We start from the raw sequence: 14606 nt of genomic DNA, 5'->3' as shown, positions 1-14606 counted from the left end.
AATTAAAAGAAGATCTTTTTATTTAAAGATCTCTTTATTAGATCTTACTATTAGGATCGCGATCCTCTGTGTATAACTCATTATTCATTAATGAGATCATATAATTAAGGAGGATCACTAGCTGTGAATGATCGGTGATCCTGGACAGTATAAGCTGGGATCAGAATGGATAGTTATGCACAGCCTGAAAAGTGAACAAGGGTTGTTAGAGGGATAACTACCGGTTTTACCCTGCTTTTAAGCATAGTTATCCACATCTGATCGCTCGATCTTTAAGCTTATTTGAGTAAATTAACCCAATTGATCAGCCATTCCTCTGCGGGATCCTCTGGAATCTCATGCTGAGTCACGTCGATCTCAAGCCGATCACCGATCCTTTTGGCCCCTCTTTCGATTAATAACTGATCTAGCGCCTTGATCGCACCGCAGAAGGTATCGTATTCACTGCTGCCCAATCCGACGGCACCAAAACGTACTTCTGACAGATCAGGCAGCCGTTCAGTAATTTCTTCTACTAAAGGTTGAAGGTTATCGGGCAGATCGCCTGCGCCATGTGTAGAGGTAACCAGCAGCCAGACGCCATTCAACGGCAGTTCATCCAGTTCGGGACCATGTAATGTCTCTGTTGAAAAACCTGCGTCTTCCAGTTTCTCGGCCAAATGCTCAGCGACATATTCTGCACTGCCAAGGGTACTGCCACTGATCAGAGTTACGTCTGCCATAATGATCCCGCTCGAATTAAGAGGCGGTATTGTACGCTGTGAATCGCCTGGGATCTACCTGTGGATAATATGGGTATAGCTTTTTTAGCCCTATGGCTTGATGGTACGCATAATGGGGTTTTGCAGGGAGATCAGGGTTTCAGTGGATTGGATTTCGTCAATCGTCTGGATCTTGTTGATAAGTACCTGCTGCAAGGCATCTATTGATCGGCACATGACTTTAATGAAGATGCTGTAGTGCCCGGTGGTGTAGTAAGCCTCAACCACTTCTTCCAGGCTTTCCAGTCTCCTCAGGGCAGACGGATAGTCTTTGGCGCTTTTGAGGATAATGCCGATAAAGCAACATACGTCATATCCCAGTTGTTTTGGGTTCACAGTCACACGGGCACCCGTGATGATACCTGCCTGTTTCATTTTCTCTACCCGCACATGGATAGTACCCGGACTGACGGCGAATACTTTGGCCAGTTCCGCGTAAGGTGTACGTGCATTTTCCATTAGTGCGTTAAGGATGCCGCGATCGAGATTATCGATCTGATAAATTTCCATCATTATTCTGCTCTCTTTTTGACGATTATCCATAAATGATGGCGTTAAAATGAGGGATAAAAACGTGAATGGCAATATTTCCTGCCGGATATTGAATGTGGTGCACATTCTGTTGCTTAATCGTGGTCAACAAAGACAGGGTGATGGTATACGGCAATGAAAAAACACTACATACAAAAACAACAACAAATCAGTTTCGTAAAATCGATGTTCTCCCACCAATTGGAAGAAAAACTCGGTCTCGTTGAGGTTCAGGCACCGATTCTGAGCCGCGTGGGTGATGGTACGCAGGATAACCTGTCCGGTACTGAAAAAGCGGTGCAGGTGAATGTGAAAACATTGCCTGAATCTACATTTGAAGTGGTTCACTCCCTGGCAAAGTGGAAACGCAAAACCCTGGGTCAGTATGACTTCAGTGCCGGGGAAGGCCTTTATACCCATATGAAAGCATTGCGCCCAGACGAAGATCGTTTGACGCCGATCCATTCCGTTTTTGTGGATCAGTGGGATTGGGAGCGCGTTATGGGTGACGGTGAACGCACACTCGATCATCTGCAAACCACAGTCAGCAAGATTTATGCGGCAATCAAAGAAACAGAGGCTGCTGTGAGCCGTGAGTTTGGTATTACGCCTTCCTTGCCGGAACAGATTCATTTTGTACACAGTGAAAACCTGTTGACTCGTTATCCTGATCTCGATGCAAAAGGGCGTGAGCGCGCAATTGCCAAAGAACTGGGTGCAGTTTTCCTGATCGGAATTGGTGGCAAACTGTCGAACGGCAAGCCCCATGATGCCCGCGCACCGGATTACGACGATTGGACCTCCCCGTCGGCTAACGGTTTTACTGGCCTCAATGGTGACATTATTGTCTGGAACCCGGTCCTGCAGGACGCCTTTGAATTGTCTTCGATGGGGATCCGCGTTAATGCCGACACGCTGAAACGCCAGTTGGCGCTCACTGATGATGCCGATCGAATGAAGTTGGAATGGCACCAGTCCCTGCTGCGTGGCGACATGCCACAAACTATCGGCGGCGGAATTGGTCAATCACGTCTGGTCATGCTGTTACTGCAACAACAGCATATTGGACAGGTTCAATGCGGTGTCTGGGCACCCGAAGTGTTCGCATCGGTTGACGGGCTGCTCTGATCCTCAGCGCTGCCAGCGCCGCATGAGGCGGCTTTTTAATCCGGTATCAAAGCGCCAGATATGATCGAAAATGCGCATGATGCCGGGTTTACCGTAGTTTGACATGGCAACAGCATGAAAACGGTGCTGTTGCTGTGTTTGCATTTTCTTCACATGCTTTATCAACGCCTCGGGTAAACGTTGGGCGATAAAGTCAGAGATGATCACCGCATCGGCATCCTGCCAGCTTCTATCTTCCATTTTCTTTAGCGTGGCTTCCAGGCATGAGGCGAGATCGGTGCCGCCGCGAAAGTGTTGATTGATAAAACGAATGGCCTGCTCAATGCCACTGGCAGCCGTCAGTTCGTAATGAATAACTTCGGTGGCAAAAAGCATGATGTAACAGCGACGATTGTCAGCCAGGGCAATCTTGAGCAGTGCCAGACAAAACGCTTTTGCACATTGTTCATTGAAGCCGCCCATTGATCCCGACGTATCTACACAAACAATGAAAGGACCGCGCGGTTGTTGCTCGTCATTATGATGTGTCACAGGACGCATCAGGGTCTTTTCGTGCCACGCATCGCCTTGCAGACGATAGGTCATCAGCCTTTTTTCCAAAAGTCGGCGATAAAACTCAAACTCAAGTTCGCTGATACCCAGCATCGCCAATTCCGTTGGAAGCAGACGCAAGATATCGTCACTCTGATGAATACCGCTCACTTCCTCTGGCAGCGTTGCCGGCTCCCTGACCATCACGCGGTAGGGTTCCATTGCTGCATTGTCATGAGGGATACTTTTCGCTGTCTGACTGCGTCCGAGTCTCTCTGCCAGCGCCTGCAACTCCGGCTGCTGTTGCAAAAAATCGCCGTACTGCAAAAGTTTCTGGTAGTCACCCTGATGCAAATGGCCGCGACTCATGTCCCACAATCGGCCTGCGGCATGATCATTGTCTGCCAGTATGGGTTCAAGCGCTCCGCTCAGTTCGAGGCGCTGCTGCAATTCTGCAAGCAGTTGTTCCCGCTCCTGATCGAGCAGTTGATGGTGTAGCGTTATGGCCTGGAGTGTGAGGCTGATGCGCCAGCGCTGAATAAACAGGGAATGTAAGCCATCACCCGCATGGAACAGGGGTTGAGGTGATTCCACCGAACTGAACAACGTCAATGCTTCAGCAGAAAAAGGTGAATGCAATCGCTGTAAATCAGAAATAATATCAGGCAGATGAGAGTAAAACTGCCGGGTTTCCTGCTGTACGCTTCGCTGATAAAGGTAGAACTCCTTCGCCAATACGGGGGGTACCAACGCATCATGAATTCTCTGGCGGAGAGCTAACTTCCAGGTCGGGACATCCCGCAGAAGCGCACGCTTCATGCGAGGAAATTTCTCGAAAAATATCGCCAATTGCGGCATGGCCAATAAAGTAATGATCATCTCCTCTATCAGTTGGCTTTCACTGATAGAAAGAAGTACATCGAGTGACTCCAGGCTTAGCACGATTAGTGACCGCTGAACTTTTGCTGCTGCTGTTTCAACTGCTCATTCAGTTGCAACAGACTGGCTTCAATTTTGGCCAACCAGGCAGTAGGAACAAACTGGCACGGCTGATGATGGGTAAAATTACGGCGTTGTTGCGCCAGTTTCTCCGTCAATTGGGTCATCTGTTGAGCCAATTCTGGCGTCACCGGGGATTTTTTCTCACCAGGGAGCGTCAGCACCGAGCTTTGTCTGCTGATATCCAGTACCAGCAGTTGTAACCGATCATCAATTTCCGCATCCAGTTGCTGCGCAAATCCAATCCCATTGAGCTTGCCGCGCAATACACCGCCTTTCTGCAACCAGGCAAGTAATTCATCACGTTCTATTTGCAGGTGTGTTACTTGAATATCATGCAAATGCAGCGGCGTTCGCAGTAAAAGCGTCAATGTATTTTCGCTAAGCGACTGAACGGGAACATATTGTGGCTTTCGATTAAAAAGGCCGCTTTTTTTCGTCACTTTAATCGCTTGCTGGTCGCTTTGCTGTTGTTGATAGTTGAGCCACTGTTGGTGCAAGTGCTCACATTGCATTGAGAGAATCTGCTGCTGATAAGCCTGCTCGGTAACCATTTGCTCGATCTGTAGCTGTAGCAGCTTATGCGAGTTGAGATCGTGCCACAGGCAATCTTTCAGCAGAATGAGGTCGATGGGGGTGACGGCATCGCGACCATTGAAAAAAGCGCTGGCTTGTAACAATCGCAGGGCTTTTTTCCAACGGCGATCGGAAACATAAGGGGCATTGTCCTGTGCATCCAGGCGCTCCCGCAGTTGGAATATGAGTTCAAAACAGTGATCGGGAAGAATGATTTTGTTGATATCTGTTTGCCACTGATGGAATTCCTCATCGGTTATGCTGAGATGATCGGGAACCGGATTATCATTTTCATTCTGTCTGCTGGTCAGCAAGGCGCGGAAATTCTGTTTATCCTGAACTTTATCCAGCCACAACCGAATCAGCATACGGTCATACAAGGCTTCGAGACTGTTATCCGCTTCAGGCAGTTCATTCGATGCAGTGACCAGTAGTCGTAGTGGGATTGAATCTTCCCGTTCACCGTTACGGAATCGGCGCTCATTGATCGCCGTCAACAGTGTATTGAGGATCGCTGGCCCGGCTTTCCATATCTCATCGAGAAACACGATTTCGGCTTCAGGTAGATAACCCGCGGTGAGGCGTTGGTAACGGCCTTCTTCTTTCAGTGCCTGAATGGACAATGGGCCAAAGACCTCTTCAGGCGTTGAAAATCGTGTCATCAGGTATTCAAAGGCTCGTGCATGGTGGAAAGCAAACTTCAATCGTCTGGCAATCAGACTTTTGGCAATCCCCGGTGGACCGAGCAGAAACACGCTCTCGCCACACAGCGCTGCCAGCAGACATAGCCTGATGACTTCCTGCCGTTCAAAAAGCCCACTTTCCAATGCGTTAGCCAAACGGGATATACGTTCTGCCAAAAAAGATGATTGCGCCATAATTAAGCTTCGTTTTCCTTTAGTTAACAGATTTTGGTCGCTACCCCATGATTAAACCATTAATATTTTTGGTGGTATAGATTATTGATTAGTAGAATTTTTCTATGATCTACGCTTAAATTGCCAACTTAGGCAGTTATTTCGCATGGCACTTAAAGGGTAGGCAATAGGTTTAATTCGTGCATACTGTGCGCTTTTTGGTGGGCGTAAGGGAACTAAGCGCACTCATCGCTTATGGATGTTCTAGCAAAAGAAACGAATTATGAGCACAGAACATAAACGTTCATTGTCAGCAGTAACCCTTTCCGCGATCGGCGTGGTGTACGGCGATATTGGTACCAGTCCACTTTATACCCTGAGAGAATGTTTTTCTGGGCATTACGGTTTTGACGTCAGACCTGACGTGGTTTTCGGCTTCCTTTCCCTGATTTTCTGGATGCTGATTCTGATTGTTTCCTTAAAATATCTCTCCTTTGTTATGAGGGCCGATAATGCCGGTGAAGGTGGGATCCTGACGCTGATGTCGTTGGCTGGCCGTAATACGTCTGCCCGAGCCACCTCAACGTTGGTGATTATCGGACTTATCGGCGGCAGCTTTTTCTATGGGGAAGTCGTGATCACTCCGGCGATCTCGGTGATGTCTGCCATTGAGGGGCTTGAAATTGCTGCGCCCTCCCTTGATCCTTATATCGTTCCTATGTCAATAGCCGTTCTGACGCTGTTATTTATAATTCAGAAACACGGCACGGGCAGCGTCGGTAAACTGTTTGCCCCGGTCATGCTGTTGTGGTTCCTGGTGTTGGCTGTACTGGGCGCGCGAAGCATTATTGCCAACCCGGAAGTTTTGCAGGCGTTGAACCCAATGTGGGCGCTTAACTTCTTCATTGAGCACAAATCTGTCTCTTTCTTTGCATTAGGCGCAGTGGTACTGGCTATCACAGGTGTTGAGGCGTTGTATGCTGATATGGGGCATTTCGGTAAGTTCCCTATCCGTCTGGCATGGTTCACCGTGGTATTACCCTCACTGGTACTGAATTATTTCGGTCAGGGCGCACTGTTGCTGAAAAACCCTGAAGCGATCAAAAACCCCTTCTTTTTGCTGGCTCCGGATTGGGCGCTGATTCCCCTGCTGATTCTGGCTACGCTTGCGACTGTTATCGCCTCTCAGGCAGTTATATCAGGCGTTTTTTCCCTGACCCGGCAAGCCGTGCGACTGGGTTATTTGCCGCCAATGCGCATCATCCACACCTCGGCAATGGAATCGGGACAAATTTATATTCCGGTGATTAACTGGACGCTGTATGTCGCCGTGGTCATCGTCATTGCCAGCTTTGAGCATTCGAGCAATCTGGCAGCGGCTTATGGCATTGCGGTAACCGGCACCATGGTATTGACCTCGATTCTTGCTTGCACGGTTGCGGCCAAAAACTGGCATTGGAATCGCTTTCTGGTGGCTCTCCTGTTGGCGGCCCTGCTGCTGATTGATGTCCCGATGTTTACCGCCAACGCCACCAAACTTTTCTCCGGCGGCTGGTTGCCTCTGACGCTGGGTCTGGTGATGTTTATCATTATGACGACCTGGAAGAGTGAGCGTTTTCGTTTACTGCGTCGTATGCATGAGCACGGCAATTCTCTGGAAGCGATGATCGCCTCTCTGGAGAAATCACCTCCGGTGCGCGTGCCGGGCACGGCGGTATATATGTCGCGTGCCATCAACGTCATCCCATTTGCCCTTCTGCATAACCTCAAACATAACAAGGTATTGCATGAGCGGGTGGTGTTACTCACCCTGCGAACAGAAGATGCACCCTTTGTGCATAACGTTCGGCGCGTAACCATCGAACAGCTCTCACCAACGTTCTGGCGCGTAGTGGCCAGTTATGGATTCAAAGAGACACCGAATGTCGAAGAGATTTTTCATCTCTGCGGTCTGGAGGGGTTGCAGTGCCGGATGATGGAGACCTCCTTCTTTATGTCGCATGAGTCACTGATCCTCGGTAAACGCCCGTGGTATCTGTTGGTTCGTGGCAAGTTGTTTATGGCGCTCAGCCGTAATGCGTTACGTGCCGCCGATCAATTTGAAATCCCACCTAACCGGGTTATCGAATTAGGAACGCAAGTCGAAATATAGTCTCGAAATATAGCTCGATATAGCGTTGTAATGGGTGTCCACGGGCACCCATTTTATCCTCATTACCGCATGTTCCCCTCTTGTTCTATCCTTAACGTAGATTTCACCGCGTATTTTCTTTAGTGGGCGAAACGTTTCGATGATGATCACATTTTTAAGAAATAGGCTTTGCCTTATCCAACCGTTTTTTTAAACTCAATGACGAGCGAAACGTTTCGCTGTCGGAGTCCAAAATGAAGAAAGCCGTCTTACTCAATGCTGAAATCTCTTATGTAGTCGCAAAGTTGGGACATACCGATCAACTGGTTATTGCCGATGCCGGTCTACCGATACCCGCCAATACCCAGCGTATAGATATGGCTCTGACCCAAGGTGTGCCAACGTTCATGCAAGTGGTTGATGTGGTGACGCAGGAGATGCAGGTTGAACGCGCTATTCTTGCGGAAGAAATTATTACTCAAAATCCGCAACTCCATGAAGTGCTACTCAAGCACTTAAGGCTACTTGAGCAGCATCAGGGGAACCACATCACCCTGCACTATTTAAGCCATGAAGAATTCAAGGTGCAGAGCGCACACAGCCGGGCTGTGGTTCGCAGCGGGGAGTGTTCTCCCTACGCGAACGTTATTCTCTGTTCCGGCGTAACCTTTTGAGGCGCTTATGCAACCTTTGTTACAGCTAAAAGGGATTGATAAAGCCTTTCCAGGTGTAAAGGCTCTCTCCGGTGCTGCCTTGAGCGTGTATCCCGGCAGGGTGATGGCGCTGGTGGGCGAAAATGGCGCAGGAAAGTCGACCATGATGAAAGTGCTGACAGGCATCTATGAAAAAGATGCAGGTTCACAGTTTTTTCTCGGGAAGGAAGTGGTCTTTAATGGGCCAAAAGCCTCGCAGGATGCAGGGATTGGGATTATCCATCAGGAGTTGAACCTGATCCCACAACTCACTATCGCCGAGAACATTTTTCTTGGCCGCGAATTTGTTAACCGTTTTGGCCGCATTGACTGGAAGAAGATGCATGTCGAAGCAGACAAACTCCTTGCCAGACTCAATCTACACTTCAGCAGCCATCGCTTGGTGGGGGATCTTTCCATTGGCGATCAGCAGATGGTCGAAATTGCCAAAGTCCTGAGTTTTGAATCCAGGGTCATCATCATGGATGAACCGACGGATGCGCTGACGGATACTGAAACCGCTTCGTTATTCAGTGTAATCAATGAATTGAAAGCCGAAGGGCATGGAATTGTCTATATATCTCATCGCCTGAAAGAGATTTTTGAGGTTTGCGATGACGTGACGGTTTTTCGTGATGGGCAGTTTATTGCTGAGCGTCCGGTCAGTGAATTACAGGAAGACACCCTGATCGAAATGATGGTAGGCCGCAAGCTGGAAGAACAATACCCGCGGCTTAATCAGCCTCGTGGAGAAGCACGGCTGCAGGTGAAAAACGTCTCAGGGCCGGGTGTCCATGATGTCAGTTTTACTTTGTTCGCTGGCGAAATTCTGGGTGTTTCCGGGTTGATGGGCGCTGGACGTACCGAGTTGATGAAAATTCTTTACGGAGCATTGCCGCGAACGGCGGGTTATGTGGCGCTTGATGGTCGTGAAGTGGTAACCCATTCGCCGCAGGATGGCCTGGCTAACGGCATTGTGTACATCTCCGAAGATCGCAAGCGTGATGGGTTGGTTTTGGGGATGTCCGTCAAAGAGAACATGTCCCTGACGGCCTTGCGCTATTTCAGCCATCAAGGTGGGCGCCTCAAGCATGAAGATGAACAGCAGGCTGTCAGTGATTTCATTCGCTTGTTCAATATCAAAACGCCGTCAATAGAACAGCAGATAGGTCTGCTTTCAGGAGGCAATCAGCAGAAAGTCGCTATTGCCCGTGGTTTGATGACGCGCCCCAAAGTGCTGATTCTTGATGAGCCGACGCGCGGTGTTGATGTCGGTGCGAAAAAAGAGATTTACCAGCTGATTAACCAATTCAAAGGTGAAGGGCTGAGCATCATCCTGGTTTCATCGGAGATGCCGGAAGTTATCGGCATGAGCGATCGGGTTCTGGTGATGCATGAAGGCCATTTAAGTGGCGAGTTCACTATCGAGCAGGCCACCCAGGAAGTGTTGATGGCAGCCGCTGTCGGCAAGCAATACGGCGTGACGCAGGAGTAATCAGACATGAGTTCCCAAACGATCCCGGCAAAACGCTGGTTCAGTAAAGAGTGGTTGTTAGAGCAAAAATCGCTGATTGCGCTGTTGGTGTTGATCGCCGTGGTGTCTTCAATGAGCCCCAACTTTTTTACGCTGAATAACCTGTTCAATATTCTTCAGCAAACGTCGGTTAACGCCATCATGGCGGTGGGCATGACGCTGGTGATCCTCACCTCCGGTATCGATTTGTCGGTAGGGTCATTGCTGGCACTGACGGGAGCCGTCGCGGCATCCATTGTCGGATTGGAGGTGAATGCCCTGGTGGCCGTTGCGGGAGCGTTGGCATTGGGCGCACTGATTGGTGCCGGTACCGGTTTTATTGTGGCGAAAGGTAAAGTACAGGCGTTTATTGCCACCTTGGTCATGATGCTGCTTTTGCGTGGTGTGACCATGGTTTACACCAACGGCAGCCCGATAAACACCGGCTTCACGGACGTGGCTGATACATTTGGCTGGTTCGGCATTGGTCGTCCTTTGGGCATACCGACACCGATTTGGTTAATGGTTGTAGTGTTTCTTGCGGCCTGGTACATGCTCCATCACACCCGATTGGGTCGCTATATCTATGCGTTGGGCGGAAATGAATCCGCAACGCGTTTGTCTGGTATAAGCGTAGATAAAGTAAAAATTATCGTCTATTCCCTGTGCGGCATGTTGGCCGCGCTGGCGGGGATTATTGAAGTTGCGCGCCTCTCTTCTGCACAGCCTACAGCGGGTACCGGTTATGAACTGGATGCCATTGCGGCCGTTGTATTGGGAGGAACCAGCCTGGCGGGCGGAAAAGGACGAATAGTCGGGACGCTGATCGGTGCACTGATCCTTGGCTTCCTGAATAACGGTTTGAATTTATTGGGTGTTTCATCTTACTACCAGATGATTGTCAAAGCAGTGGTCATTCTGCTGGCCGTTCTGGTGGATAACAAAAGCAGTAAATAACCTCTCCTACAGGAATTGTGACCATGAATATGAAAAAACTGGCAACGTTAGTTTCTGCTGTTGCATTGACGGCGACATTCAGCGCCAACGTACTGGCTAAAGACACCATCGCTCTGGTGGTATCTACTTTGAATAATCCGTTCTTTGTTTCAATGAAAGAGGGCGCACAAAAAGAAGCCGACAAGCTGGGCTATACCCTGGTGGTTCTGGACTCCCAGAATAACCCGGCAAAAGAGCTGGCTAACGTGCAGGATTTGACGGTTCGTGGCACCAAACTGATGCTGATCAACCCGACTGACTCCGATGCGGTGGGTAACGCAATAATGATGGCCAATCAGGCCAAAATTCCAGTCATAACGTTGGACCGCGTTGCAACCAAAGGTGAGGTTGTCAGCCACGTAGCCTCTGATAACGTATTCGGCGGAAAAATGGCCGGTGACTTCATCGCGAAAAAGCTGGGCAATGGTGCCAAAGTAATTCAGCTTGAAGGCATTGCCGGAACATCCGCAGCGCGTGAGCGTGGTGAAGGCTTCAAAAAATCCCAGGAAAGTAATAAGTTTGATTTACTCGCCAGCCAACCGGCTGATTTCGATCGTACCAAAGGGTTGAACGTCATGCAGAACCTGCTGACAGCACACCCAACTGTGCAGGCTGTTTTTGCACAGAATGACGAAATGGCCCTGGGCGCTATGCGTGCACTGCAAACGGCGGGTAAATCCGATGTGCTGGTGGTGGGTTTTGACGGTACTGATGACGGAATTAAAGCGGTAGAAAGTGGCAGGATGGCGGCAACTGTGGCTCAACTCCCCGATCAAATTGGTGCGATTGGTGTTGAAACCGCAGATAAAGTGCTTAAAGGTGAAAAGGTTCAGGCCATCATTCCTGTTGATCTGAAACTGGTTGTAAAACAATAATCTAGAATAAAGAAAAGCAGAGTGTGGCGCTATCGGCATACGATGGTATGTTGATGGCGCATTTTTTCAAACCAGGATTAAATAAAATGAAAACAGGTAAGCTGGTGGTTCTGGGCAGTATCAATGCTGATCATATTCTCAACATCGATCAATTTCCGCGCCCAGGGGAAACGGTGATCGGTAAACAATACAGTGTCGCATTTGGTGGTAAAGGGGCTAACCAAGCCGTTGCTGCCGGGCGCAGTGGTGCCGATATTGCGTTTATTGCCTGCGTGGGAAACGATGATATTGGTGAACATGTTCGCGAACAGTTGGCCAGTGACAATATTGATACCCAACCGGTTGAGGCCATCGACGGGACAACGACAGGCGTGGCGCTGATCTTCGTAAATGGGGACGGTGAAAATGTCATTGGTATCAATGCGGGAGCGAATGCGTCGGTGACGCCAGACTATCTTGACCGCTATCAACAGCAAGTTATAGATGCGTCGGCCCTGCTGATGCAGTTGGAGTCGCCACTCGAAACCGTCATTGCCGCGGCGAGACTTGCCCGCCAGCATCAGACCGAGGTCATCCTTAATCCGGCACCTGCATGTGAATTGCCAGATGAGCTCCTGTCATTACTGACAATGATTACGCCGAATGAGACTGAAGCAGAAAAACTTACCGGTATTCAGGTCAAGGACGATGAGAGCGCGGCGTGTGCATCGGCAGCGCTACATAAAAAAGGGATCGAGACGGTCATTATTACCCTGGGAAGCCGGGGCGTTTGGCTTAGCCAGAAAAACGCAGGTAAATTGGTTCCGGGCTTTAAAGTCAAAGCGGTCGATACCATTGCTGCTGGCGATACGTTCAACGGAGCGTTGGTTACGGCCCTGTTGGAAGGCAAGGATATGGACTCGGCGGTACGTTTCGCTCATGCCGCTGCTGCGATAGCCGTCACCCGAGCCGGTGCCCAGCCTTCGGTTCCATGGCGGCATGAGATTGATGCTTTTTTGCAGTCGCAGGAGTAATTCTTGGCCACAATGAAAGATGTCGCCCGTTTGGCGGGGGTTTCAACATCAACTGTCTCACACGTCATTAATGATAACCGCTTTGTCAGCGATGCAATCCGCGACAAAGTAAAGAATGCAGTTAAACAACTCAACTATGCGCCTTCGGCGTTGGCACGCAGTTTGAAAATAAAGCAAACCCGGACACTGGGGATGTTATTGACCGCGAGTACCAACCCTTTTTATGCCGAAGTGGTACGCGGTGTTGAGCGAAGCTGTTATGAGCGTGGCTATAGCCTGATTCTATGCAATACAGAAGGTGATGTTGAGCGGATGAATCGCAGCATGGAAACGTTGCTGCAAAAACGGGTCGATGGCCTGTTGTTAATGTGTACTGAAAACCATCTGCCTTCGCAGGATTCGATGAGCCGCTATCCGTCATTACCTATTGTGATGATGGATTGGACGCCTTTTGAAGACGCGAATGACATCATTCAGGATAATGCCTTGGTGGGAGGGGAAATCGCGACGCGTTTCCTTATATCCCGTGGCTATACCCAAATTGCCTGTATTGCTGGCCCGCAGGATAAAACACCCGCACGGGATCGCCTTGAAGGGTATCGCACCGCTATGCATCTGGCTAACCTTCCTATTCTTCCTGGTTATGAAGTTTTTAGTGATTTCGAATTTGAAGGGGGGCTGACTGCAATGAATCAGTTGTTGGCTTTACCTCAACCCCCTCACGCTGTATTCGTGGGTAATGACGCGATGGCCGTGGGAGTTTACCAGGCTCTTTATCAACGCGGTTTATCCATTCCTCAGGATGTGGCGGTCATTGGTTATGATGATATTGAACTGGCGCGCTACATGGCCCCTCCATTGACAACAATTCACCAACCCAAAGATGATTTAGGTGAATTGGCTGTGGATACCCTTTTGCATCGGCTGAACAATCCAACTGCGGAACCCCAGATTCTGGTTCTTACCCCTGAATTGGTTGTGCGGGACTCTGTCGGCCAGCGTTAGATACCGACTTCTTTCTATATAGATAAGCTTTACCCTCATTGTGGGGGTGAAGCTCATTCTTTCTCTCTTAATAAAATCTGACAGGCGCTCAATGCCCCTTCGCTATCTGAATCAAGAATTGCACTGACAATGGCATGGTGAAATTTCAGCTTGATCACTTCATTGCCCGTAATGGCGCGAAAGTAACTTTGATAGACCGAGCTGAACAGATTGGCAAATGAGGTAAGGAATGGATTTCCACTGGCTTCATAGATGAGCTGGTGGAATTGCGTATCAACCAGAATCCAACGCTCACGATCAAAATTCACATTTAATGCGCGCATCTCTGCCATATAGAGAGAAAGCTGGTGTTTTTGTTCCGCCGTGCCATTAATTGCAGCCAGGGAACATGCCTGAGGTTCCAATGTTGTCCGCAATATAAGGAAGTGTTGCATAACCTGATCAAAATTCTCACGCGTCATCCACCAGGTTAATAAATCCTGATCGAGAAAATTCCAATTGGTTTGTGGCATGACCCTGGTTCCGATACGGGGGCGGGGCAGCAGGATACCTTTAGCGGCTAACATCTTTACAGCTTCACGAATAGCTGTCCTACTGACGCCAAACAAATCGGCCAGTTCCAGTTCCCCTGGCAGGATGCTCCCTTCGGCATACTCTCCAGCCAGAATGCTCTGGGCAATTTTTTCGGCAATGAGATAAGAAAGGTTGCGCTGGGAGGCTTGTTGCTGCGCGTTAAATTGCATTGACCCGATCCTGATAAAAACTCAATACATATAGTTTACTCCACAGTGCCGTGCACGATCTGACCATTTCAACGAAATTAAGGCTGAAAACTGGTGCTATTTTATCCTTTTGGCGAAAAAACCTGCGCTTGAAAAGTTTTTTGAAATTAGGGGTTGCAGGCTGACGAGAACTCCCTATAATGCGCCTCCACTGACCGGGAACAACGACTCCTCCAACGAGACCAAGTCGCCCAGCCAGGAAGGGATAAGCCAGTG

The 14606-nt window shown here is 49.2% G+C and carries 14 protein-coding genes; 8 read left to right on the top strand and 6 right to left on the bottom strand.

Going from position 1 to position 14606, the window contains the following annotated elements; all coding sequences use genetic code 11:
- Nucleotides 1-278 precede the first annotated feature (278 nt).
- Entirely contained in the window at nucleotides 279-722 is a 444-nt protein-coding gene (mioC, locus tag DRI82_RS07095; protein WP_114192812.1) for an FMN-binding protein MioC, read from the bottom strand.
- Nucleotides 723-812: 90 nt separating this feature from the next.
- The gene (asnC, locus tag DRI82_RS07090; protein WP_114192811.1) at nucleotides 813-1274 is read right to left on the bottom strand and encodes a transcriptional regulator AsnC; all 462 of its coding nucleotides are present in this window, start codon (nucleotides 1272-1274) and stop codon (nucleotides 813-815) included.
- Nucleotides 1275-1427: 153 nt separating this feature from the next.
- On the opposite strand from asnC, the gene asnA reads away from it, so the two are divergent.
- Nucleotides 1428-2420, top strand: coding sequence for an aspartate--ammonia ligase (gene asnA / locus DRI82_RS07085; protein ID WP_114192810.1), 993 nt, complete (start codon nucleotides 1428-1430; stop codon nucleotides 2418-2420).
- Between the two features lie 3 nt (nucleotides 2421-2423).
- Here the strand turns inward: asnA and viaA are convergent, their stop codons facing one another.
- Nucleotides 2424-3893: an ATPase RavA stimulator ViaA gene (gene viaA / locus DRI82_RS07080; RefSeq protein WP_114192809.1), complete on the bottom strand. Its 1470-nt coding sequence runs from the start codon at nucleotides 3891-3893 to the stop codon at nucleotides 2424-2426.
- A 2-nt stretch (nucleotides 3894-3895) separates the two neighbouring features.
- A complete protein-coding gene (ravA, locus tag DRI82_RS07075) occupies nucleotides 3896-5404 on the bottom strand; it encodes an ATPase RavA (RefSeq protein ID WP_114192808.1) in 1509 nt (502 codons plus the stop codon).
- A gap of 262 nt (nucleotides 5405-5666) precedes the next feature.
- Between ravA and kup the strand changes: the two genes are divergently transcribed.
- The 7 genes from kup to rbsR all read left to right on the top strand — a co-directional run bounded on the left by kup (nucleotide 5667) and on the right by rbsR (nucleotide 13608).
- Nucleotides 5667-7535, top strand: coding sequence for a low affinity potassium transporter Kup (gene kup / locus DRI82_RS07070; RefSeq protein WP_114192807.1), 1869 nt, complete (start codon nucleotides 5667-5669; stop codon nucleotides 7533-7535).
- A 233-nt stretch (nucleotides 7536-7768) separates the two neighbouring features.
- The gene (gene rbsD / locus DRI82_RS07065) at nucleotides 7769-8188 is read left to right on the top strand and encodes a D-ribose pyranase (protein WP_114192806.1); all 420 of its coding nucleotides are present in this window, start codon (nucleotides 7769-7771) and stop codon (nucleotides 8186-8188) included.
- 7 nt (nucleotides 8189-8195) lie between these two features.
- Nucleotides 8196-9701, top strand: a complete 1506-nt coding sequence (gene rbsA / locus DRI82_RS07060) for a ribose ABC transporter ATP-binding protein RbsA (RefSeq protein WP_114192805.1) — start codon at nucleotides 8196-8198, stop codon at nucleotides 9699-9701.
- Between the two features lie 6 nt (nucleotides 9702-9707).
- Nucleotides 9708-10676, top strand: a complete 969-nt coding sequence (gene rbsC / locus DRI82_RS07055) for a ribose ABC transporter permease (RefSeq protein WP_114192804.1) — start codon at nucleotides 9708-9710, stop codon at nucleotides 10674-10676.
- 23 nt (nucleotides 10677-10699) lie between these two features.
- Nucleotides 10700-11590, top strand: a complete 891-nt coding sequence (rbsB, locus tag DRI82_RS07050; RefSeq protein WP_114192803.1) for a ribose ABC transporter substrate-binding protein RbsB — start codon at nucleotides 10700-10702, stop codon at nucleotides 11588-11590.
- Between the two features lie 86 nt (nucleotides 11591-11676).
- Nucleotides 11677-12603 (top strand): ribokinase, encoded by a 927-nt coding sequence (rbsK, locus tag DRI82_RS07045; RefSeq protein WP_114193085.1) that lies wholly within the window; start codon nucleotides 11677-11679, stop codon nucleotides 12601-12603.
- A 3-nt stretch (nucleotides 12604-12606) separates the two neighbouring features.
- Nucleotides 12607-13608, top strand: a complete 1002-nt coding sequence (rbsR, locus tag DRI82_RS07040; RefSeq protein ID WP_114192802.1) for a ribose operon transcriptional repressor RbsR — start codon at nucleotides 12607-12609, stop codon at nucleotides 13606-13608.
- A 53-nt stretch (nucleotides 13609-13661) separates the two neighbouring features.
- Here the strand turns inward: rbsR and DRI82_RS07035 are convergent, their stop codons facing one another.
- Together DRI82_RS07035 and DRI82_RS24120 are read right to left on the bottom strand one after the other, a co-directional pair.
- Nucleotides 13662-14351: a FadR/GntR family transcriptional regulator gene (locus DRI82_RS07035; protein ID WP_114192801.1), complete on the bottom strand. Its 690-nt coding sequence runs from the start codon at nucleotides 14349-14351 to the stop codon at nucleotides 13662-13664.
- Nucleotides 14341-14606: hypothetical protein (locus tag DRI82_RS24120; protein ID WP_211317639.1), on the bottom strand; the 266-nt coding region annotated here is incomplete at its 5' end. The genes DRI82_RS24120 and DRI82_RS07035, both read right to left, overlap by 11 nt.

It is taken from the genome of Edaphovirga cremea, from assembly GCF_003332275.1.
GTDB lineage: Bacteria > Pseudomonadota > Gammaproteobacteria > Enterobacterales > Enterobacteriaceae > Edaphovirga > Edaphovirga cremea.
This window is presented reverse-complemented; position numbering and strand designations above follow the sequence as displayed.